A 20,894-nucleotide genomic window follows, 5' to 3' on the forward strand; every position below is an offset into this window, starting at 1 on the left:
GGCACATTGCGACGACGGAACGGCCCCCCTAAAGGAGAGGCAATCTGGAGAGAAAAATGTCTGAGGAATCGAACGTCCAGTTTTCGGAGCGCGAGGCGCTGCTGTATCACTCCGAAGGCCGGCCGGGCAAAATCGAGATCGTGGCTTCCAAGCCGATGGCGACGCAGCGCGACCTGGCGCTGGCCTATTCGCCCGGCGTTGCGGTGCCGGTGCTGGCGATCGCGCAGGATCCGGCGCTCGCCTACGACTATACCGCCAAGGGCAACCTCGTCGCGGTGATCTCGAACGGCACCGCGATCCTCGGCCTCGGCAATCTCGGCGCGCTGGCCTCGAAGCCGGTGATGGAGGGCAAGGCGGTCCTGTTCAAGCGCTTCGCCGATGTCGATTCGATCGACATCGAGCTGAAGACCGAGGATGTCGACCGCTTCATCGACGCGGTCGAGCTGATGGAGCCGAGCTTCGGCGGCATCAACCTTGAGGACATCAAGTCCCCCGAATGCTTCGTGATCGAGCAGACTCTCCGGGAACGCATGAACATCCCGGTGTTCCATGACGACCAGCACGGCACTGCGATCATCGCCGCCGCCGGCCTGATCAACGCGCTCCACCTGACGGGCCGCGACATCAAGGACACCCGCGTGGTGATGAACGGCGCCGGCGCCGCAGCGATTGCCTGCGCCGAGCTGATCAAGGCGATGGGCCTGCCCAACGGCAATCTGCTGATGCTCGATCGCACCGGCGTGATCTATCAGGGCCGCGAAGGCGTGAACCAGTGGCAGTCGGCGCATGCCGTCGCCACCGATCGCCGCACGCTGTCCGACGCGCTCGAGGGCGCCGACGTGTTCATGGGCCTGTCGGCGGCGGGCGCGCTGCCGGCGGCGTTGCTCAACCAGATGGCGCTCAAGCCGATCATCTTCGCGATGGCCAATCCCGATCCCGAGATCACGCCGCCGGAGGCGCGCGCGGCGCGTCCGGACGCGATCATCGCGACGGGACGCTCTGATTATCCCAATCAGGTCAACAACGTGCTCGGCTTCCCGTTCATCTTCCGCGGCGCGCTCGACGTGCGCGCGACGACGATCAACGATGCGATGAAGATCGCCGCTGCGACTGCGCTTGCCGAGCTGGCCCGCCAGCAGGTGCCTGAGGAAGTGGCTGCGGCGTACGGCGTGCAGCACAGCTTCGGCCCGGATTACATCATCCCGGCGCCGTTCGATCCGCGGCTGATGGAGATCGTCCCCGCCGCCGTCGCCCAGGCGGCGATGGACTCGGGCGTCGCGACCAAGCCGATCGCGGACATGGCGGCGTATCGCCAGCAGCTACGCGCGCGCCTCAATCCGACCACCTCGGTGCTCAGCCTTGCCTATGAAGGTGCGCGGGCCAATCCGAAGCGGGTGATCTTCGCCGAGGCCGAAGAGGAAGTCGTGCTGCGCGCGGCGATCGCGTTCAAGGATGGCGGCTATGGCACGCCGGTGCTGGTCGGGCGTGAGAGCGTGCACGAGCGGCTGCAGGCGCTCGGCGCCAATCCGGACGAGTTCGAGCTGCACAACAGCGTCAACTCGCCGCTCGTCGAGAAGATGGTCGAGTTCCTCTATTGCCGGCTCCAGCGCCGCGGCTATCTGCGCCGCGACTGCGAGCGGATGGTCAATCGCGACCGCAACATCTTCGGCGCGCTGCTGCTCCAGCTCGGCCATGCCGATGCGATGATCACCGGCGTGACGCGGACCTGGGCCGAATCGATGCGCCAGGTGAAGCGCGTGATCGATCGCCGCCCGGGCCAGACGCCGTTCGGCATGCACGTGCTGGTCGGCCAGTCGCACACGGTGTTCATCGCCGACACCACGGTGAACGAGCGCCCCAATGCCGAGGAACTGGCCGACATCGCCGAGGGCGCGGCCACGGTCGCGCGCCGCATGGGGCATGAGCCGCGTGTCGCGTTCCTCAGCTACTCCAACTTCGGCAATCCCGAAGGCCAGTGGCTCGACAATGTCCGCGGCGCGATCAAGGTGCTCGACGGCCGCGCGGTCGAGTTCGAATATGAAGGCGAGATGTCGCCCGACGTGGCGCTCAATGCGCGCCAGCTCGCCAATTATCCGTTCGCACGGATCTCCGGGCCGGCCAATGTGCTGATCATGCCGGGTCTTCAGTCGGCCAATATCTCGGCCAAGCTGCTGCGCGAGCTGGGCGGCGATTCGACGATCGGCCCGATGCTGATCGGCATGGAGAAGCCGGTGCAGATCGCCCCGATGACTGCGACGGCGAGCGAGCTGGTGACGCTGGCGGTGCTGGCGGCAGGCGGGATTGCCCGCTGATTTAGCACGATAAAACACCTCTTGCCTGCTACATTTGTAGCATGTTACATATGTAGCAGGTTAGAGGAGGTCGAGTCGTGATCGAATCGCTGCCGCGCCGCGAGCGCGACGTATTCGAGGCATTGTGCAGCCTGGGTGAGGGCACCGCCGCCGCCGTGCGCGGCGCGCTTGCCGATCCGCCGAGCGATTCGGCCGTGCGCACGTTGCTCGGGCGGTTGAAGGCCAAGGGCCTGATCGACCACCGCACACTCAACCAGGCCTATGTCTATGTGCCGGTGCCGCAGGCCGATGCGGTGGCGGAGACCGCGCTGCAGCGGTTGGTGCAGACCTTCTTCCAGGGATCGGCGGCGCGCGCCGCCACCGCGTTGCTCGGGATGGAAAAGGGCCTCGACCCGCAGGAGATCGAGGCGCTGCAACAGGCGATCGACAAGGCGCGGGGAGAGGCGAAATGATCGCATCGCTGCTGATCGAGCTCGGCTGGAAGTCGGCGCTGGCCTGTGCGGTGGCGCTGCTCGCGAGCGGGGCATTGCGCGGCCGTCCGGCGGCACAGCGCGTGGCGATGCTGCGCGCAGGGATTGCAGCATTGCTGCTGCTGCCGCTGCTCATCCTGACCGTGCCGGCGCTCGAAATCGCGGTGCTGCCCGCCGTGGCCCCGTTGCCCGATTTGCCGATGCCGGAGATCGTCGCGGCACCCGTCGCGGTCGATGCACCGGAAATCGACTGGATTGCCCTGGCGTACGGCGCGGGCGCCGCCTTTGTGCTGCTGCGCCTCGCCATCGGCCTTGTCATGCTGCACCGCTGGACCCGCCATGCGGTGCCCGCCTCCAACCCGGTGTGGCTGGAGGCGATCGCACGGGCCGCCGAACCCTTGAAGCGGCCCGTGCGGCTACTCGTCTCGCCCAGCATCGCCTCGCCGTTGAGCCTCGGCGTTGCGCCGGCGACGATCCTGATCGGCCCCGATACCGAGCGTTGCGCCGATCGCGCTGCCGCCGTGATCGCGCATGAGATGGCGCATGTCCGCCGCTTCGACTGGCCGGCGATGCTTGCCGCGCGGCTCGCGCTCGCCTTGTTCTGGTTCAACCCGCTGGCCTGGCTGCTCGCCGCCGAGCTCTCTCGCCAGACCGAACTCGCTGCCGACGAGGAAGCGGTGCGCCATGTCGCGCGCACTGATTACGCGCAGGCGCTGCTCGCGGTCGCCGGCGGCTGCGGCGCGCATGCGGCGTGCGGCATGGCGGTGACGCGCAGTGCGCTCGCTCGGCGGATCCGCCGGGTTCTCGATGCGCGCCAGGCCAAGCCGGCGAGCGGGCTGCTTTGTGCGGCGCTGATCGGCAGCATCCCGCTGGGCATCGCCCCGCTGGCAGCAATGCAGCTGGTGCCAGCACCAGCCGCACCTGCTCCCGAGCCCGTGGTCAAGGTTCGGCAATCGGCGCCGGAGCGTCTCCGAATGCCGGCGTCGACGCCGCAGCCGGTGCAAGCGGCGCCGGAGGCGCCCAGGCCGCGCCGCGCGGCTGCGAAACCGGCTCCAGCACCCGCCCCGGTTGCCGACGGGCTCAAGCCGCCGCTGGCGATGATGCGTGCGCCCGAAACGCCGGAAGCGCCGGACTTCAAGGCTCGGTTCCAGGCCAGGATGACCAAGTGGCGGCTGGACAGGCAGCAGCCCGACGGCAAGCCCGCGCCGGGTACCGAAGCGAGCCGCCAGGCCGAGGCAACGGGCCTGCGCATGGCCAAGGCCGCGGTTGCCGCAAAGCCGGAAGACAAGCCGCTGCCGGTCAAGACCGTGTGGGGCGCGGGGCCGGATGCGCGTGGCCAGGTGCAGCAGCGGATCCGGGCGGCGAGCCAGTTGCGCGCCCAGGCGCAGACCTACAGCAAGCTCGCCAAGGACGAGAGCCTCTCGCCCGATATCCGCCAGAGCTACGTCAAGGTGGCGGAGTCGCTGCGGGACAATGCGTCCCGGCTTGAGGCACAGGCGAGACAGATGAAGGGCGTCTTCTAGACCGCCCTTGACCCCCAATCACTGAACCAAAGCGCGGTTTTCGCGCCACGGGGCCGGCTTGCCCGGCGACTTGAAGGGAGAATGACGATGCGTTCGATCCTGTTTCTGTCCCTTGTCCTCGTCGGCGCCTGCGCGGCGCGGGATCCCAGGCCCGAGCCCGCAGCGGGCCTGGCCTATAGCGACCTGGCGCTCGACACCGAAGCGGGCCGCGACGCGCTGCGGGAGCGCGTCGAGGTCGCGGCGCGCAACTTCTGCCGGGAGCATGCCAGGGAGGTCGTCCCCCAGCTGATCCGGCACGAGACGAGCTATTGCCTCGACGCGCTGCGCCAGTCGCTGGCGGAGGCGATGCCGGCCACGGTGCGCCGCGCCTATTACCGGCGCTAGCCGTCGATGCTGATCCCAAGCGACGCGTTGACCAGCCCGCCATCGACCGTGATCGTGTCGCCCACGACATAGTCGCCGGCGCGGCTGGCGAGGTAGATGGCGGCCCCGGCCATATCCTCGTCGAAGCCGATGCGCCTGGCCGGGATCGCCTTGGCGACATCGCCGCCATGGTCGCGCGCCGCCTTGTTCATGTCGCTGGCAAAGGCGCCGGGGGCGATCGAGGTGACGTTGATATGGTCGCGGATCAGCCGGGCGGCCATGCGCTTGGTCAAATAGATCAGCGCCGACTTCGAGGCGTGGTAGCTATAGGTTTCCCAAGGGTTGAGCCGCTGGCCGTCGATCGAGGTGATGTTGATCACCTTGGCCGGCTGCTGCGCCGAACCGCCGACCTTGAGCAGGCCATGCAGCGCCTGGGTGAGGAAGAAGGGGGACTTCACATTGAGGTCCATCACCTTGTCCCAGCCCTTTTCCGGGAAATTCTCGAAGGGCTCACCCCAGGCGGCGCCGGCATTGTTGACGAGGATGTCGAGCCGCTCCTCGCGTTCGGCCAGCGCGGCGGCCAGTGCCTTGCAGCCCTCGACCGTGCCGACGTCCATCGGCAGGGCGATGCAGTTCGGGCCGAGCGCCGCGGCGGTTTCCTCGCAGGCCTCGGCCTTGCGGGACGAGACATAGACCCTGGCGCCCTGGGCAACATAGCCCTCGGCAATCATCCGGCCGATGCCCCGTGAGCCGCCGGTGACGAGTGCGATCCGGCCGTCGAGGCGGAAGAGCGTGCTGGTATCCATGGTTTCCTCTCCTGGGTTCGTTACCCGCCGCGCTTGAGCGTCTCGCGGGCGATGATCAGCTGCTGGATCTGGCTGGTGCCTTCATAGATCCGGAACAGGCGCACGTCGCGGTAGAGCCGCTCGATGCCATAGTCGGCGATATAGCCTGCGCCGCCGAAGATCTGCACGGCGCGATCGGCGACGCGGCCGACCATCTCGCTGGCGAAATATTTGGCGGCGGCGGCTTCCATCGTGGTGTTCTGGCCAGCGTCCTTGGCGGCGGCGGTTTCCAGCACCAGCGCACGGGCGGCGAGTGCTTCGGTCTTGGAATCGGCGAGCATTGCCTGGATCAGCTGATGCTCGGCGATCGGCTTGCCGAACTGCTTGCGTGTCGAGGCATAGGCGACGCAGTCGGCGATGAGCCGCTCGGCCACGCCGACACAGACCGCGGAGATGTGGAGGCGGCCGCGGTCGAGCACCTGCATGGCGATCTTGAAGCCTTCGCCCTCGGCGCCGAGCCGATTGGCGGCGGGGACGGGGGTGTCGTCGAACACGACATCGGCGACCCGGGCGCCCTTCTGGCCCATCTTCTTCTCGGGCTCGCCGATGCTGATGCCGGGCAGGTCGCGCGGCACCAGAAAGGCGGAGACGCCCCGGCCACCGGGTTCGTCGCCGGTGCGTGCCATGACGGTGAACAGCTCGGCCTTGTCGGCATTGGTGATGAAGCGCTTGGTGCCGGTGAGGCGGTAGACATCGCCGTCCTTGACCGCCCGGGTCTTCACCGCGCCGCTGTCCGATCCGACATCGGGCTCGGTCAAAGCGAAGCTGGTGACAATCTCGCCGCTGGCGATCTTCGGCAGCCATAGCGCTTTCTGCTCGGGGGTACCGGCCATGACGAGGCCCTGCGAGCCGATGCCGACATTGGTGCCGAAGGAGGAGCGGAACGCCGGAGTAGTGCGGCCAAGCTCGATGGCGACCTTGCACTCCTCGAGCATCGTCAGGCCCAGGCCGCCAAACTCCTCGGCGATCGACAGGCCGAAAAGGCCGAGCTGCTTCATCTCCGCAGTGATGTCGGCAGGGATGGCGTCGGCGGCCTCGACATCGGCCTCGAGCGGGCGGAGACGCTCGGCGACGAAGCGGCGAATGGTGTCGATCAGCGTGTCGAAGACTTCGGGGTCGAGCGCCATTGCTTCACGTTCCTCAAGTTCGAAGCGGGACGCTATACCGGTCTCATGCTCGGTAGCAAGGCCATACCCAATGTTCCAATCTGTTCCGGTTGACCCTTGGTGGGTGGCACCTATGCTGCGCGGCGAAGGATAAAGGGAGAGGCTATGTCGGGCGCGCAGACCAACCAGGCGGCAGTGCCCCCGGCGCGGCGAATCCGCACGCCGATCATGCTCGCTTACGGGTTCGGCACCGTGGCGTATGGCGTGAAGGACTTCTGCTTCTCGACCTTCCTGCTCTTCTATTTCAACCAGGTGCTGGGGCTCCCGGCGACCGAAGTCGGCTTTGCGATCATGTGTGCGCTGCTGCTCGACGCTGTGGCCGACCCGGCGATCGGCTTCCTGTCGGACCGGACCAGCAGCCGCTGGGGGCGGCGCCATCCCTGGATGTATGCCTCGGCCATCCCGATCGCGCTCGGCTGGGTGCTGCTGTGGAACCCGCCGGCGCTGTCCAACGCGCATCTGCTGCTCTGGGTATTCGCCATGTCGGTGCTCGTCCGCACCGCGGTGAGCGCCTATGAAGTGCCGAGCCAGGCGCTGACTCCGGAACTGTCCGCCGATTATGAGGAGCGGACGCGGATCATGGCGTACCGCTTCCTGTTCGGCTGGGCCGGCGGACTGGCGATGATGATCCTCGCTTATGCCTGGCTGCTCGGCCCTTCGCCGGGGCATCCCAATGGCCAGCTGGTGCGGGAGAATTATCCGGGCTTCGCGGCGGTGAGCGCGGGCATCATGGTGTTCGCCATCCTCCTCTCGGCATTCGGCACGCATGGCGAGATCAAGCGGCTGCCGCGGGCCGAGATGAAGCGCCAGTCGATCGGAGCGCATTTCGGCGAGCTGGTCGCCACGGTGAAGAACCGCGCCTTCCTGATCCTGATGGCGGCGGGGCTCTGCTATTATTGCGCCCAGGGGGTGAGCTTTGCCCTTTCCAGCTACATCTATGCCCATGTCTGGCGCTTCCAGAACCAGGACTTCACGATCATCGCCTTCTCGCTCCTCGTCGGGGCGTTCCTTGCCTTCCTCATCGCGCCACGCATCTCGCGCCGGATGGGCAAGCCCAGGGCGGCGATGCTGCTGATGATGGCTGCCGCCTTCTGGGTGGCGCTTCCCTATGTTCTGCGCCTCGCCGGGCTGTTTCCGGCGCCGGGCAACCCCTGGATGCTGCCGTCGCTGTTCGCCATCTACGCCGCCAATGTCGCCTGCAGCATTTCGGCGACCATCCTCGGCGCGTCGATGATGGCGGATGTCGTCGAGCAATCGGAGATCGAGACCGGGCGGCGGAACGAGGGCGTGTTCTTCGCCGGCGCCTTTTTTGTGCAGAAATGCTGCAGCGGACTGGGGATCTGGGCGACCGGCATGCTGCTCGACCTGGTCGACTTTCCAGCACTCGCCAAAGTGGGGCAGGTCGCCCCGGCGGCAGTCGATCGGCTGACCATCCTCTTCTCCGTGCTCTACGCCGTGCTCGCCTTCGCCGCAGCCGGGCTCTACCGGATCTTCCCGTTCGGCAAGGCCGAGCATGAGGCCCGGGTTGCCGCGCTCGCCGCCGGAAAGACGGAAATGTCCGCCGAGGGCTGAGCCCCCGGCGGACATCCTTTCCTCCCCAGGAAAAGCTACGCTCAGGCCACGCGGCCCAGGCGGTGATAGAGATTGGCGTATTTCACGGACTCGGGTGCGTCCTTCACCTTTTCGAGATGGGTCGCCACCGCATCGCGGATCAGGCGGAAATCCTCGGTCGAGAAAACGGCGCGGCTGCGCTGGGGTTCGGTCATGTCGTGGCTCCTTTCTACGCGGCTTCGGTGGTGAACTGGGCGGCTTCGGTGCTCTCGGCGAGCGCGGTGGTGCTGCTCGAGCCGCCGGCCAAAGTGGTGGCGATCGCATCGAAATAGCCGGTGCCGACTTCGCGCTGGTGGCGAGTCGCGGTGTAGCCGTTCGCCTCGGCGGCGAACTCGGCCTGCTGCAGCTCCGAATAGGCCGCCATGCCGCGATCCTTATAGCCCCGGGCCAGCTCGAACATGCCGTAGTTGAGCTGGTGGAAGCCGGCGAGGGTGACGAACTGGAACTTGTAGCCCATCGCGCCGATCTCGCGCTGGAACTTGGCGATGTCGTCCTTGTCGAGATTCTTCTCCCAGTTGAAGCTGGGTGAGCAATTGTACGCCAGCATCTTGTTGGGGAATTCCTTCTTGATCGCCTCGGCGAAGCGGCGGGCGTCGTCCATGTTCGGCTTGGAGGTCTCCCACCACAGCAGGTCGGCATGCTCGGCGAACGCCAGGCCACGCTTGATGCAGTGATCGACGCCGGTGCCGTCCTTGAGGCGGAAGAAGCCTTCCGGAGTCCGCTCGCCGGTGAGGAACTCGCGGTCGCGCTCGTCGACATCGGAGGTGATCAGCCTGGCGCTCTCGGCATCGGTGCGGGCGCAGATCACCGTCGGCACGCCGGCGACGTCGGCGGCGAGGCGCGCCGCATCGAGGTTGCGGATATGCGCCTGGGTGGGGATCAGCACCTTGCCGCCGAGATGGCCGCACTTCTTCTCCGAGGCGAGCTGGTCTTCATAATGCACGCCCGCGGCGCCGGCGGCGATATAGGCCTTCATGATCTCGAAGCAGTTGAGCGGGCCGCCGAAGCCGGCCTCGGCATCGGCGACGATCGGCATGAACCAGTCGCGCTGGGCGCCGCCTTCCATATGCTCGATCTGGTCGGCGCGCTGGAGCGTGGCGTTGATCCGCTTCGCCAGCTCGGGGCCGGCATTGGCGGGGTAGAGCGACTGGTCGGGATACATCTGGCCGGCGGTGTTGGCGTCGGCCGCAACCTGCCAGCCGGAGAGGTAGATTGCCTTCAGCCCGGCGCGGACCATCTGCATCGCCTGGTTGCCGGAGAGGGCGCCGAGGGCGTTGATATAATCCTCTTCATGGAGCAGCTCCCACAGCTTGAGCGCGCCGCGGCGGGCCAGCGTATGCTCGATGGGCAGCGAGCCACGCAGGCGCTCGACATCCTCGGGGCTGTACGGACGCACGATGCCGTCGAATCGACCGGTGGGAGCGGGGATCAGATCTTCGAAGCGCGTCGGCATTGTGTGTTCCTTGACTAGATTGCTCGGCTTGTATGGATATTCCTTGACTCCTTTGACGATAGAGAAGGGGTAGTTGACCGGGTCATGGTGTGCGGGAGGGGTTTTCCTTGGTTTGAAAGGGTGTAAAGAATTTACAATGCGACGATTAGAACATAACAAGAACTATTGCGTGTAGGAAAGCGCTGATGTGAGTCCGTTCCCCTCCCTGGAAGGGAGGGGCTAGGGGTGGGTTGCTCTCCCCGGGCTGCGCAGCTTGCGGAGGCCCACCCACCCCCGACCCCTCCCTTCCAGGGAGGGGAGGTTTTAGAATGGAGTGGCAGGTGGCCGAACAGAAGCTCTTCGCAGGACATGCCGTCCGCCGTCTCCGGCGGCAGTTGCTGCTGACCCAGGCGGCGATGGCCGAGGCGCTGGGGGTGTCCGCCTCCTATCTCAACCTGGTCGAGCGCAACCAGCGGCCGGTATCGGCGATGCTGATGCTGCGGCTGTCCGAAGTCTATGACTTCGATCCGCGCAAGCTGGCCGCGGCCGAGCCCGGCGGGGGCATGGAGGCGCTGCGGCGGCGGCTGGCCGATCCGATCTTCGCCGATCTCGAGATCGACCGGCAGCAGATGGAGGAATGGCTGGCGGGCGCGCCGGGCGGCGCCGAGGCGTTCGCGCGCGCCTATGACCGGATCGGCGCGGCCGGGCCAGTGGCGGGCGAGGGAGTGAGCGATCCGGGGCGGCAGGTGCGCCGCGAGATCGAGCGCTGGCGCGGGCATTTCGCCGATCTCGACGCGCTTGCCGAGGCGCTGGCCGATGAGCTGCGCCAGGCGGCGGGCGATCCCTATGGGGCGATGGCCGAGCGGCTGCGGGTGAAGCACCAGCTTTCGGTGCGCATCCTGCCGGCGGAGGTGATGCCGGGGCTGTTGAAGCGGCTCGATTTGCACGCGCGCCAGGTGCAGCTGTCCGAACTGCTCGATGTGCCGGGGCGGACCTTTGCACTGGCCGAACGGCTGTCGCAGGAGGCGCGCGGCGAGATCGATGCGCTGGTGCGCGGCGCCGGGCTCGATCGCGGCGGCGAGCGGCTCTACCAGCGCCATCTGGTGGGTTATTTCGCCGCGGCCTTGGTGATGCCCTATGGCCGCTTCCTGCGCGCGTGCGAGCAGACCGGATACGACATGGAAGTGCTGCAGCGGCGCTTCGGGGCGAGCTTCGAGCAGGTGGCGCACCGGCTGACCACCTTGCAGCGCGTGGGCGCGCGCGGGCTGCCGTTCTTCCTGATCCGCACCGACCGGGCGGGGCAGGTGTCGAAGCGCTTTGCCGGGGCGAGCGGGTCGGCGCTCGTGGAGGGCCCCGGCCTGTGTCCGCTATGGAATCTGACCGAGGCGTTCGGCCGCGCGGACGAGACTTTGGTCCAGCTGATCGAGACCGAGGACGCGGCGCGCTGGTTCACGCTCTCCCGCGCCCGCACGCCGCATGGCGCGCAGGGGGTGAAGGCGCGGTTCGCGCTGGGGATCGGGCTGGCGGCCGGCGAGGCGCGGGCGCTGAGCGCGGCGCGCGGGGTCGATCTTGCGGGCGAGGCGGTGCCGGTGGGGCTGGGCTGCCGGGCCTGCACGCGGCCCGATTGCCCGCAACGGAGCGCGCCGCCGGCGGGGCGGGCGGCGCTGGCGAGCGAGCGCGAGAGCGGGGTTACGCCGTTCGGGTTTGCGGGGGATTAGGGGAGGGCGGCGATCCGCGGTTAGCCGCCGTTCGATCTCGCCGCCTGCTCGCGGTGATGCCGGGCGGCCAAGCGCAGGATCGCGCTGCCGAGCAGGACGAGAAGCAAGCCAACCCCTCCGAAGACGAGCAGCAGGACGGCTATGCCCAATTCGGACGAGGGCTGGCCGGTATTTCGATCATGGATGGGGAGCCCCAGTCCGAAATGCCCCACGGCCATTGCCAGCGAAACCGCCACGAACACCGCCCCGATCAGGATGGCGCCCTGCGGTATGCGGCGAGCGGGGTATGAGCGGCGCATGCGGCGAGTTTGCTCCGCTATCCACATGGCCGCAAGGGGGGGCGTTTCGTGCCACGAAGCGCCCCGATCCCAGTAGCGGTTCCCCGGCGAAGGCCGGGGCCCAGGATCGCGAGCGATACGGCAGAGAAACCCTGGGCCCCGGCTTTCGCCGGGGATCAGTGCAGTGTTGCATCGCAGGAGGGCGGTTTTACCCCGCCATCTCCCCCAGCAGCGCCTCCAGCTGCGCCAGCTGCTCGGGCATGCCTTCGGCGCCGCCAATGCCTTCGTCGAGCGCTTCCTTGGTGGGGTAGACTTCGCGGAAGGTCAGCAGCGTCTTGCCGTCCTGTTCCTCGAGCGTGACCGAGGAGATCGCGCCGCCGTCGCCGCTTTCCTCGTTGGTCCAGACGATGCGTTCGTTGGGGATGACTTCGGTATAGCTGCCGAAGAACGCCCAGACCTGGCCGCCTTCGGGGGTGAACTCGATACGGTAGCCGCCGCCGACGCGGACATCGAACTCGCGGACGTGCATCGGCACGCCCATCGACTTGGGCGCCCACCAGCGCTGGAATAGCTCGGGCGTGGTCCAGGCCTTGTAGACGAGGCGCGGCGGGGCGTCGAAGATGCGCGTCACGGTCACTTCGGTGTCGGAGGTGCGCACCACCTGGGTGGCGCTGAAATCACTGGCGGTCAGGCCCATCCATTTTCTCCTTGGCTTTGAGTTCGGCGATCACATCATCCAGCGCGTCGAAGCGGGCGTGCCAGCGCGCGTGGTAATTCTCGATCCAGTCGGCCTCTGCGGTCAGCCCCTGCGCGCCGAGCCGACAGGTGCGGACGCGGCCGACCTTCTCGGTGATGACCAGCCCGGCGCGCTCGAGGATGCCGACATGCTTCTTCATGCCGGTGAGCGTCATGTGGAAGCGCTCGGCAAGGTCGGTGATCGACGCCTCGGCCCGGCCGAGCTGCTCGAGCACGCCGCGCCGCGTCGCGTCCGAAAGCGCGGCGAAGGAGGCGTCGAGGCGAGTGGCTTCGGCATAGTGAACCATATGGTTCAGTATTAGCGCGTGCGGGGCTGGCGCGCAAGGGGGCAGCGGAACCGATGCGTTCCGGCACGGGTTGCCGCAGGCAAAAGAGGAGTGCTCCCATGGAAACCATGCAGCTGCATCGCGGACGGCTGATCGACCATATCCAGCTCGTCGTGCAGGATCTCGCCGCCAGTCGGCGCTTCTACGGCACGGTGTTCGACGTGATCGGGGTGCCGATCGCGGGTGAGGGCGAGGATTATTTCTGGGCCGACGAGCTGTTCATCTCGACCGCGGAGAGCAAGGCGGCGGCGGGCAAGCTGACGGGCAGGCACCATATCGCCTTCCAGGCGAAGGACCGCGAGACGGTGGAGCGCTTCCACAAGCAGGGGCTCGAAGCCGGCGGCAGCGACAATGGCGCGCCGGGCGAGCGGCCCTATCATCCCGGCTACTACGGCGCGTTCCTGATCGACCCCGACGGGAATAACATCGAGGCGGTGTTCCACGGAGTCGCCGAGAAGTCGGCGGACAGCGTGGTGGTGACGTTCGAGATGTAAGGGGAGCTCGTTCCCCGGCGAAAGCCGGGGCCCAGGGTTTCTCTGCCGTCCCGCTTGTGACCCTGGGCCCCGGCTTTCGCCGGGGAACAAGTATCAGAACAGCGTCGTCAGATAGTAGAAGATCGCGCCCACCGCCGCCGAGGCGGGGATGGTGATGATCCAGGCGACGACGACATTGCTCGCCACGCCCCAGCGCACTGCCGAGGCGCGGCGCGCGGTGCCGGCGCCGATCACTGCGCCGGTGATCGTGTGCGTGGTCGAGACCGGGATGCCGAGCAAGGACGCGCCGAACAGCACGATCGAGCCCGCCAACGAGGCACTGAACCCCTGGTGCTGCGAGAGCTTGGTGATGCGGCTGCCCATCGTCTCGATGATCTTCCAGCCGCCGCTCAGCGTGCCGAGCGCGATCGCGATATAGCAGGCGATCGCCACCCAGTGCGGCACATGGAAGTCGCCGTGCAGATAGCCGGTCGAATAGAGCAGCACCGTGATGATCCCCATCGTCTTCTGCGCGTCGTTGAGGCCGTGGCTGAGCGAATAGGCGCCCGAGGAGATCAGGTGCAGCGTGCGGAAGCTGCGCTCGGCGGTGCGCGAGCTGGCGCGCATGAACAGCCAGGAGGTGAGCAGCATGATCAGCATCGCCAGGATCATGCCGATCGTCGGCGAGAGGACGATGGCGATCAGCGTCTTGTTGAGCCCGGTCCATTTGATCCCGGTGAGCCCGGCATGCGCGACGCCCGAGCCGATCATCCCGCCGACCAGCGCATGGCTCGACGAGGAGGGGATGCCCTTGAGCCAGGTGACGACGTTCCAGAACATCGCCCCGATCAGCGCGCCGAAGACGACGCCGGGGGTGATGAGGTTCTTGTCGATCAGCCCCTGGCCGATCGTGTCCGCCACCTTGTGCAGCGCCGGGAAGGCGATGGTGAGGAAATAGGCGGCGAAGTTGAACGCTGCGGCAAAGGCCACCGCATGGACCGGCTTGAGCAGCCGCGTGGCGACGACGGTGGCGATCGAATTGGCCGCGTCGTGCAGCCCGTTCAGAAAGTCGAACGCCAGCGCGACCAGGATCAGGCCGACGAGCAGGGGAAAGGCGAGTTCGTGCATCTGTCCGGGCCGTTCAGGCGTGGTCGATCACGATGCCGTCGATCTCGTTGGCGACATCCTCGAACGCGTCGACGATCCGCTCGAGATGCTTGAACAGCTCGCGGTGGACGGCGAACTTGAGCGGGTCGGTGGGGCCGATGCTCTTATAGGCTTTCTTGAGGCCCTCGGCATGGATCTGATCGGCATGGCTTTCCATGCGGACGATGCGCTCGGTCAGTTCGTGGAGGCGCGGGCCGTTGCGGCCGACATCGCGCAGCAGGGGCATCGCCTCGGCGGTGAGGCGGGCGGCGTCGACGATGATCGCCGCCATGTCCTTCATCTCCTGCTCGAAGCTGGTGACTTCATAGAGGTCGATCGCCTGGACGGCGGCCTGCATCTCGTCGATCGCGTCGTCCATCGCGCCGATCAGCGAGGTGATCGCGCCGCGGTCGAACGGAGTGAGGAAGGTCTCGCGCACGGTGCGCAGCACTTCGCGGATGATCTCGTCGGCGTCATGCTCGCGCTCGATTACTTCGCGGATATGGTCGGGGCTGCCGTCCTGGAGCAGGCGGGCGAGCGCATCGGCGCCGGCGACGACGGTGCGCGCATGCGCCTCGAACATCTCGAAGAAATTGCCGGTGCGGGGCAGCAGGCGCTGGAACCAGGCGAACATCGTATGGACCTTTGATTTGCGGGCGACGGCAGTAAGCAGCCCGTTGCGTTGGGTTGCCGCGCGGAATTCGGCGGGGCCGAACGAGCGGATGAGATCGGCGAGATCGGCTTCGTCGACCGCTTCGGCGGCCTCGGCCAGGCTGAACCAGCGGCGTTCGCGCTGGCCCTGTTCCTTCCAGGCGGCGAGCTCCTGGTTCACCGCGAGCGGGAACACGTCGACGTCGATCATCAGCGCGGAACCGTTGCGGCGCTTCTTGCGGTAGCGGAACGAGCCGAGCGGGATCGGGCAGACCAGCCCGCGCACGCCGGCTTCTTCCTCGGCCTCGATCGCGGCGGCGGTGTGCTGCGACATGCCGGGTTCGGGATTGCCCTTGGGGATCACCCAGCGGCCACTCTCCCGCGACGTCACCAGCAACACGCGCACCGGCGCATCGATCGCACTGCCTTCCGTACGGTAGGGCAAGGCGGCGATCTGACGAATGGTACGGGACTCCGAAGCTGCGGGAAGGGCGGCGGCGGGCTTGTTACAAATTCATGGCAAGCGCAAGCCTTGGGCGGTCAGTCGGGCACCGCACAGCTTTCGGCCGGCAGTTCGATCAGGTTGATCGACACCTTGTCGTTGTCGAGCGACTTGAACTGCACGGCCGGCAGGATCACCCAGCCATAGGCCGGACGGCCATCGATCGTCGGAACCGGGAGCGGCGGCAGGCGCGCCGGGTCGAAGAGGCGCCTGGCATTGCCCTTGCCGCTGCTGACCAGCGAGAAGCGCGCACCGGCAGAGGTGCAGAGCTGGACATAGAGCAAGCGGCCCTGCGGATCGACCAGCGCGCGCAGCGGGATGGGCGGCGTGCTGCCCGGCGAGCGGAGTGTGTCACGGCGCAGCAGCGCAAGCAGCGTCTTGACCGCGGGGCGCTCTGTGGCCGTGGGAAGCGTGCCGCCGTTCAGCGCGTTCACTGCCTTGAACATCCGCGCGATCAGCTTGTCATTGCCGGTCATGCGGATGGCTTCGACCCAGATCGGAATGTCGGCAGGCTTGTCCGCCTCAGGGATGCTGCCCGCCGCCTCCAGCTCGAACAGGCGGTTCAGCGCGCGGAAATCGGGGATAAGCAGGAGCTTGCGGGCACGCGCCGGATCGCTCGGCAGCGCTTCCTCGGCGAGGATGATGTGCGCCGCGCCCGAATAGGGTCGAAGCGCCTGTTCTTCGAGATAGGGGCGCATGCCGGCGCGCTCGATATTGGCGAGCAGGTCCTTGTCCTTGCCGTCGGACCAGCTGTCATGCCCGAGCAGCTGCCAGTGGATGCGGCCGCGCAAATAGTAATGCTGCGCCCGGACCGGATCGGGCGCTCCCACCGCACCGATCGCATAAGCGAGGCCAAGCACGTCGAACGCATTGCCCCAGCCGCGCAGATCGCCTGGATGCTCGCCGACCAGATATTCGAGGAGGGCGATGGCCTCTTTGGGCCGGGCGGGGCATTTGATGCCCGGGCCGCCATCGACGAACCAGGTCGGCGCGCCCAGGGCGGGGAACAGCATCGCCTTGCCGATCTCATAGAGCTCATAGCCTCCGTCCTCGTCGAGCGCGAGGGAGGGGCGGTTGAGCAGGGCGAGCCGGGGCGCGAGTTCCGCCGGCCCGATCATCTTCCAGTCGTGCGCGGCGGACTGCCAGCCGCCGGTACAACTGGGCAGCGTCTTGGCGATCACGTCGATCGTCGCGGCGGGGAGCGGTGGCGAGGCATGGGCTGCGGGCGCGAACAGGAGCGCGGCGAGAGCGAGCAGCTTCTTGATGGTCATGCGGTGCCGTCCCCCTCAAGCGGCGTGGGGCTGAGCAGTCTCGCAGATGCTCTTGTTTTGCAATCGAGATCGTTTCGTTTCCGCGGCGGTTTTCATTGCCCTGTCGCACCCTTTGTGGAGGATGCGCCGCAAAGAGGGAGGTGGCGTATGCGTCATTTGGTGCGATTCGGAGTGCTGGCGCTGGGTAGCGCGGCGCTGGTTTCGGCGAGCGGGCCGGTGCCCGACATGGAGGCGGCGGTGCAGGCGGCGATGGCCGAGACCGGGGCCAAGGGCGTCGCGGTCGCGCTGATCGACAAGGGCCAGGTCGTCTCGGTCAAGAGCTGGGGCGTGCGCAACGCCAAGGGCGATCCGCTGCAGGACGACACGGTGATGTACGGCGCGTCGCTGACCAAGGCGGTGTTCGGCTATCTGGTCACCCAGCTTGCCTCGGAGGGGAAAATCGACCTCGACAAGCCGATCGCGGCGATGCTGGCGAAGCCGATCCCCGACTATGGCAATGTCGAGGGCTATGGCCAGTGGGGCGACCTGGCCGGCGATCCGCGCGTGCAGAAGGTGACGCCGCGCCACGCGCTCAACCACGCGACCGGCTTTGCCAATTTCGCGTTCCTCGAGCCCGACCAGAAGCTGAAGTTCCATTTCGATCCGGGTACCAACTATGCCTATTCGGGCGAGGGCATCTCGCTGCTCCAGTTCGGCGTCGAGAAGGGACTGGGGCTGAGCGTCGAGGCCGAGCTGCAGCGCCGCTTCTTCAAGCCGCTCGGCATGACGCGGACCAGCCTGATCTGGCAGGACAGCTTCGGCACCAACCTGGCGGATGGCTGGAACGAGAACGGCAAGGCCGAAGTACATGACGACCGCAGCCGGGTGCGCGCGGCGGGGTCGATGGACACGACGATCCACGACCTCGCGCAGATGACCGCGGCGATGGTGCGCGGCTATGGGCTGCCGAAGAAGTGGCGGGTCGAATATGCCCGCGGCACGCAGAAGATCGGCAGCAAGACGCAGTTCCCGACGCTCAACAACCCGGCGGGTCCGGGCGAGGGGACCGACGCGAAGGCGGCGCTCGGTGTGGTCGCGTTCACCGGGCCGCAGGGCGCGGGCTGGTTCAAGGGCGGGCATAACGACACCACCGCGAACACGCTGGTGTGCCTCGAGCGCGGGCAGCGCTGCGTGCTGATCCTCGGCAATGATGTGCGGATCGAAAAGGCATTCCCGAAGCTCGTGCGCGCGGCGCTGGGCGAGACGGGGGTGCCCTATGGCTGGGAATATGGGGTGAAGTGATTCCCTCTCCCATTGGGAGAGGGAGGGAGCCGACGAAGTCGGCGGAAGGGTGAGGGCAGTTCGATAGCTGCCCTCACCCTTCCCACTCGCTACGCGAGCGGGCCCCTTCCCGCTCCCAAGGGGAGCGGGAGCTCAAGGCTTAGAAGCCGAAGCCGATCGTGGCGAAGACCTGGCGCGGGGCCGAGGCGTGGAACACCAGCACGTCGCCGGCGACCGCGTTCGAGTCGCCCTTTGCGACCACGCCCGAATCGCTCGGTGCGAACACGCTCGAGTCGAAGTTCGAGGCGTAGCGCTTGTTGGTCAGGTTGGTGACGTTGAGCGAGATCTTGGCGCCCTTCACCCAGCCATAGTCGCCGAAATTATAGCCCATGCCGAGGTCGAAGGTCGTGACCGGACCGAAGCTCTGGTCGTTGGTGTAGGTGTAATAGCGGCGGCCGGTATATTTGCCCTGGAGCGACCCGTAAAAGCCGTCCTTGTGCAGGCTGAGCACGCTGGCCAGCATCGTCTTGGGCGTGTCGACCTGCTGCTTGCCCGCGGTCGGCAGGATCGCGGTGGTGGTGCCGAGGCTCCACACCAGATCCTCGTCATAGGTCGACTTGTTGTACGAAGCCGAATTGTACCAGTTGATCCACGGCGCCGGCTTCCACAGCACGCCGATCTCGGCGCCCTTGCTGGTGACGCTGCCGGCATTGTGGAAGCTGTTGCCGCAACCCGGATTCTGCTGCTGGTTGGTCGGGCACGGATTGTACTGGAGCAGGCGGTTGTCGAACTTGACGTAATAGCCGCTCAGCGAGACCTGGAGCGGGCCGCTGACATAGCGATAGCCGCCGTCGAAGCTTTTCGAAGTCTCGGGCTTGAGCGTATGGCCCTGCTGGTTCCACACGGTCTGCGAGACCGACTGCGGCCCGAGCTTGAAGCCGCCCTGATACATGGCCATGTTTTCGGCATAGCTGGCGAACAGCTCATGGCCGGGCGCGACGTTCCAGTGCACGCCGACTTCCGGCAGGAAATTGTCCTTGGCGACCAGCGAGCCGGTGGCGAACTGGCTCGAGGCGGTCACCGGTGCCTTGGCGATACCGCGCAGTGCGGTGGCGTCCGAGCGCGAATAGGTGCTCTTGAAGCCGAAATCGACGCTCAGCGCATCGTCGAACAGCTTGACGCTGTCCTGCACGAAGAACTGCTGGGTGTGCCACTTGGTCTCCTGGACCCACTGGGCGGTGTCCGGCGTGCCCTTGAGGAACTGGGCGAGGCTGAACGGGTGGGTGACATTGGTCCAGATGTAGCGCGCGGCGCTGCTGGTATTCTCTTCGACCCAGAGGCCGGCCTGGAGATTGTTGAAGCCGAGCTGCCAGTTGAGGCTGGCGAGCACGCCGGTGCGGTTGATCGTGTAGCGCGTGTCGCGGATCTGGACGGGAACGTCGTCGGCGGTCGACGTCGTGCCCTGGTTCGACAGGCCGGCGATCCAATTGTTGCCCGCGCCCTTGTCCTGGTGGTGATAGACCTGGGTGTGGACGCTGAGCGTCTTGGTCAGGTCGAAATCGCCCGAGAGGTAATAAAGGTCGTCGTTGCGCAGGATCTGGCCGTTGGTGAAAGTCACATCGGCATTCTTCTGCGGGGCAGGAGCCGCGGCGCACTTGTACGGCGTGGTGGTCACGGTGCAGGCGGCGACGCCGAGATAGCGGTTCCAGTCGGGTGCATAGCCGGCCCAGTCCCAGCCGAGGCGATTGAGCATGTCCTTCGACAAATAGGTGTCGTCGGCCTGGTTGGTGCGCGAGATGTCGGCGAAGGCAGTGATCTTGCCGCCCTCGAACTTGTAGACCGCCTTGCCGTTGAACTGCTTGCCGGTCGACTTATTCCAGGCGCCCTGGTTCACGAACAGGTCCTGCTCGACATAATGGCCCGAGAGATAGGCCGAGAAGCCATCATGCTCGCCGGTGTCGAAGCGCACGAAGCTGCGGAAGCTGTTCTCGCTGCCCACGGTCTCGTTGAACGAGAAGCCCATGTCCTTCTTCGGATCGCTCGAAATGTAGGTCAGCGCGCCGCCCAGGTTGCTGGTCGACGGGATCGAGAGGCCGGCGATGCCGGTGGCGAGATCGGCGCGGCCGAGATTCTCCGAGATCAGCGCGCGGCTGATCGTGAGGCCGTTGTAATTGTTATAGGCGCCGTCACCGAGCGGCATGCCGTCGAGCGAATAGCCGAGGTGGGTGGTGTTGAAGCCGCGGACCTGGAGCGAGAGCGACTGCTCGTTGACGCCGAGCGCGTCGATCGACTGCGCGCTCACGCCCGGCAGGAAGTTCAGCGCCTTCTGGATGCTGGTGCCCGGCGGCAGCGTGTCGAGATTGGCCGGCACGAGCGTCGAGACCGAGCGGGTCTGGCCGCTGCCGACGACGACGATCGTGCTGTCGCCGGCGTCGCTGTCATCGCTGGTGACGGCGGCGCTGTCGGCGGTCTGGGCGTGCGCGGCGGCGGGCAGCAGTGCGGCCGAGGCCATGAGCAGCGCATAAGCGTGGCCGCGGCGCAGCCCGCGCGAAAAATTGGTCATCGGTCTTTTCCCTTCCCCAACGGCCGTATGGCCGCTCCCAAGGGGGCCGCTAAGTAAGGTTCGGGTCGATATCGTTACGGTTTCGCGATGCTTTGATGACAGCGCATGTCCGCAACATATCCGTCAGCCGGCGTTGCCGATGCGCCACATCCGTCACCCACGGGTCGCATCCCTTTCGGTTGCAAAACGATTGGCCAGTGCCGGGCCTTCCCCGGTAGGAATGCGCGT

At 66.8% G+C, this 20,894-nt stretch carries 19 protein-coding genes; 8 read left to right on the forward strand and 11 right to left on the reverse strand.

What is annotated here, in order from left to right; all coding sequences use genetic code 11:
- The first annotated feature begins 56 nt into the window (after positions 1-56).
- The 4 genes from HZY97_RS18130 (at position 57) to HZY97_RS18145 (ending at position 4,689) form a co-directional block, all read left to right on the forward strand.
- Positions 57-2,312 (forward strand): NADP-dependent malic enzyme, encoded by a 2,256-nt coding sequence (locus HZY97_RS18130; protein ID WP_180147151.1) that lies wholly within the window; start codon positions 57-59, stop codon positions 2,310-2,312.
- A gap of 77 nt (positions 2,313-2,389) precedes the next feature.
- Positions 2,390-2,764 carry a BlaI/MecI/CopY family transcriptional regulator gene (locus HZY97_RS18135; RefSeq protein ID WP_180147169.1) on the forward strand — a complete coding sequence of 125 codons (375 nt, stop codon included), beginning with the start codon at positions 2,390-2,392 and terminating at the stop codon, positions 2,762-2,764.
- A complete protein-coding gene (locus HZY97_RS18140) occupies positions 2,761-4,305 on the forward strand; it encodes a M56 family metallopeptidase (protein WP_180147172.1) in 1,545 nt (514 codons plus the stop codon). The genes HZY97_RS18135 and HZY97_RS18140 overlap by 4 nt, the downstream gene beginning before the upstream one ends.
- Positions 4,306-4,386: 81 nt before the next feature.
- Positions 4,387-4,689: a UrcA family protein gene (locus tag HZY97_RS18145; RefSeq protein ID WP_180147175.1), complete on the forward strand. Its 303-nt coding sequence runs from the start codon at positions 4,387-4,389 to the stop codon at positions 4,687-4,689.
- Here HZY97_RS18145 and HZY97_RS18150 read toward each other — a convergent pair.
- On the reverse strand, positions 4,686-5,474 hold the full coding sequence (locus HZY97_RS18150; protein WP_180147178.1) for an SDR family oxidoreductase: 789 nt from the start codon (positions 5,472-5,474) through the stop codon (positions 4,686-4,688). The genes HZY97_RS18145 and HZY97_RS18150 overlap by 4 nt on opposite strands.
- 20 nt (positions 5,475-5,494) lie before the next feature.
- Positions 5,495-6,640, reverse strand: coding sequence for an acyl-CoA dehydrogenase family protein (locus tag HZY97_RS18155; protein ID WP_180147181.1), 1,146 nt, complete (start codon positions 6,638-6,640; stop codon positions 5,495-5,497).
- 144 nt (positions 6,641-6,784) lie between these two features.
- Between HZY97_RS18155 and HZY97_RS18160 the strand changes: the two genes are divergently transcribed.
- Positions 6,785-8,251, forward strand: a complete 1,467-nt coding sequence (locus tag HZY97_RS18160; RefSeq protein ID WP_257215148.1) for an MFS transporter — start codon at positions 6,785-6,787, stop codon at positions 8,249-8,251.
- A gap of 41 nt (positions 8,252-8,292) precedes the next feature.
- Here HZY97_RS18160 and HZY97_RS18165 read toward each other — a convergent pair whose 3' ends face one another.
- Complete coding sequence (locus HZY97_RS18165) at positions 8,293-8,445, reverse strand: hypothetical protein (protein WP_180147184.1); 153 nt, start codon at positions 8,443-8,445, stop codon at positions 8,293-8,295.
- 14 nt (positions 8,446-8,459) lie between these two features.
- The gene (gene aceA / locus HZY97_RS18170) at positions 8,460-9,743 is read right to left on the reverse strand and encodes an isocitrate lyase (protein ID WP_180147187.1); all 1,284 of its coding nucleotides are present in this window, start codon (positions 9,741-9,743) and stop codon (positions 8,460-8,462) included.
- Positions 9,744-10,063: 320 nt separating this feature from the next.
- Between aceA and HZY97_RS18175 the strand changes: the two genes are divergently transcribed.
- The gene (locus tag HZY97_RS18175; RefSeq protein WP_180147190.1) at positions 10,064-11,440 is read left to right on the forward strand and encodes a short-chain fatty acyl-CoA regulator family protein; all 1,377 of its coding nucleotides are present in this window, start codon (positions 10,064-10,066) and stop codon (positions 11,438-11,440) included.
- Between the two features lie 20 nt (positions 11,441-11,460).
- Here HZY97_RS18175 and HZY97_RS18180 read toward each other — a convergent pair whose 3' ends face one another.
- The 3 genes from HZY97_RS18180 to HZY97_RS18190 form a co-directional block, all read right to left on the reverse strand.
- The gene (locus HZY97_RS18180; RefSeq protein WP_180147193.1) at positions 11,461-11,739 is read right to left on the reverse strand and encodes a hypothetical protein; all 279 of its coding nucleotides are present in this window, start codon (positions 11,737-11,739) and stop codon (positions 11,461-11,463) included.
- A gap of 187 nt (positions 11,740-11,926) precedes the next feature.
- Positions 11,927-12,415 (reverse strand): SRPBCC family protein, encoded by a 489-nt coding sequence (locus HZY97_RS18185; RefSeq protein WP_180147196.1) that lies wholly within the window; start codon positions 12,413-12,415, stop codon positions 11,927-11,929.
- Positions 12,396-12,761: a helix-turn-helix transcriptional regulator gene (locus HZY97_RS18190; protein ID WP_180147198.1), complete on the reverse strand. Its 366-nt coding sequence runs from the start codon at positions 12,759-12,761 to the stop codon at positions 12,396-12,398. The genes HZY97_RS18185 and HZY97_RS18190 overlap by 20 nt, the downstream gene beginning before the upstream one ends.
- Before the next feature lie 98 nt (positions 12,762-12,859).
- Between HZY97_RS18190 and HZY97_RS18195 the strand changes: the two genes are divergently transcribed.
- Positions 12,860-13,294 (forward strand): VOC family protein, encoded by a 435-nt coding sequence (locus HZY97_RS18195; RefSeq protein ID WP_180147202.1) that lies wholly within the window; start codon positions 12,860-12,862, stop codon positions 13,292-13,294.
- Between the two features lie 93 nt (positions 13,295-13,387).
- Here HZY97_RS18195 and HZY97_RS18200 read toward each other — a convergent pair whose 3' ends face one another.
- The 3 genes from HZY97_RS18200 to HZY97_RS18210 form a co-directional block, all read right to left on the reverse strand.
- Positions 13,388-14,401, reverse strand: a complete 1,014-nt coding sequence (locus HZY97_RS18200) for an inorganic phosphate transporter (RefSeq protein WP_180147204.1) — start codon at positions 14,399-14,401, stop codon at positions 13,388-13,390.
- 13 nt (positions 14,402-14,414) lie between these two features.
- Positions 14,415-15,515: a DUF47 family protein gene (locus HZY97_RS18205; RefSeq protein ID WP_218943135.1), complete on the reverse strand. Its 1,101-nt coding sequence runs from the start codon at positions 15,513-15,515 to the stop codon at positions 14,415-14,417.
- A gap of 95 nt (positions 15,516-15,610) precedes the next feature.
- Positions 15,611-16,843 carry a hypothetical protein gene (locus HZY97_RS18210; RefSeq protein WP_180147207.1) on the reverse strand — a complete coding sequence of 411 codons (1,233 nt, stop codon included), beginning with the start codon at positions 16,841-16,843 and terminating at the stop codon, positions 15,611-15,613.
- 147 nt (positions 16,844-16,990) lie between these two features.
- On the opposite strand from HZY97_RS18210, the gene HZY97_RS18215 reads away from it, so the two are divergent.
- Complete coding sequence (locus HZY97_RS18215) at positions 16,991-18,124, forward strand: serine hydrolase (protein ID WP_180147210.1); 1,134 nt, start codon at positions 16,991-16,993, stop codon at positions 18,122-18,124.
- Between the two features lie 139 nt (positions 18,125-18,263).
- Here HZY97_RS18215 and HZY97_RS18220 read toward each other — a convergent pair whose 3' ends face one another.
- Positions 18,264-20,666, reverse strand: coding sequence for a TonB-dependent receptor (locus HZY97_RS18220; protein WP_257215149.1), 2,403 nt, complete (start codon positions 20,664-20,666; stop codon positions 18,264-18,266).
- Positions 20,667-20,894 lie beyond the last annotated feature (228 nt).

It is taken from the genome of Sphingomonas sp. R-74633 (assembly GCF_013416555.1).
Classification (GTDB): Bacteria; Pseudomonadota; Alphaproteobacteria; order Sphingomonadales; family Sphingomonadaceae; genus Sphingomonas.

Excerpts from the sequence above, each read along its gene's own strand:
- HZY97_RS18160 (WP_257215148.1), top strand. The coding sequence starts at position 6,785 with ATGTCGGGCGCGCAGACCAACCAGGCGGCAGTGCCCCCGGCGCGGCGA.
- HZY97_RS18220 (WP_257215149.1), bottom strand. The coding sequence starts at position 20,666 with ATGACCAATTTTTCGCGCGGGCTGCGCCGCGGCCACGCTTATGCGCTG.
- aceA (WP_180147187.1), bottom strand. The coding sequence starts at position 9,743 with ATGCCGACGCGCTTCGAAGATCTGATCCCCGCTCCCACCGGTCGATTC.
- HZY97_RS18200 (WP_180147204.1), bottom strand. The coding sequence starts at position 14,401 with ATGCACGAACTCGCCTTTCCCCTGCTCGTCGGCCTGATCCTGGTCGCG.
- HZY97_RS18185 (WP_180147196.1), bottom strand. The coding sequence starts at position 12,415 with ATGGGCCTGACCGCCAGTGATTTCAGCGCCACCCAGGTGGTGCGCACC.
- HZY97_RS18140 (WP_180147172.1), top strand. The coding sequence starts at position 2,761 with ATGATCGCATCGCTGCTGATCGAGCTCGGCTGGAAGTCGGCGCTGGCC.
- HZY97_RS18180 (WP_180147193.1), bottom strand. The coding sequence starts at position 11,739 with ATGCGCCGCTCATACCCCGCTCGCCGCATACCGCAGGGCGCCATCCTG.
- HZY97_RS18195 (WP_180147202.1), top strand. The coding sequence starts at position 12,860 with ATGGAAACCATGCAGCTGCATCGCGGACGGCTGATCGACCATATCCAG.
- HZY97_RS18165 (WP_180147184.1), bottom strand. The coding sequence starts at position 8,445 with ATGACCGAACCCCAGCGCAGCCGCGCCGTTTTCTCGACCGAGGATTTC.
- HZY97_RS18155 (WP_180147181.1), bottom strand. The coding sequence starts at position 6,640 with ATGGCGCTCGACCCCGAAGTCTTCGACACGCTGATCGACACCATTCGC.
- HZY97_RS18130 (WP_180147151.1), top strand. The coding sequence starts at position 57 with ATGTCTGAGGAATCGAACGTCCAGTTTTCGGAGCGCGAGGCGCTGCTG.
- HZY97_RS18215 (WP_180147210.1), top strand. The coding sequence starts at position 16,991 with ATGCGTCATTTGGTGCGATTCGGAGTGCTGGCGCTGGGTAGCGCGGCG.
- HZY97_RS18190 (WP_180147198.1), bottom strand. The coding sequence starts at position 12,761 with ATGGTTCACTATGCCGAAGCCACTCGCCTCGACGCCTCCTTCGCCGCG.
- HZY97_RS18145 (WP_180147175.1), top strand. The coding sequence starts at position 4,387 with ATGACGATGCGTTCGATCCTGTTTCTGTCCCTTGTCCTCGTCGGCGCC.
- HZY97_RS18210 (WP_180147207.1), bottom strand. The coding sequence starts at position 16,843 with ATGACCATCAAGAAGCTGCTCGCTCTCGCCGCGCTCCTGTTCGCGCCC.
- HZY97_RS18150 (WP_180147178.1), bottom strand. The coding sequence starts at position 5,474 with ATGGATACCAGCACGCTCTTCCGCCTCGACGGCCGGATCGCACTCGTC.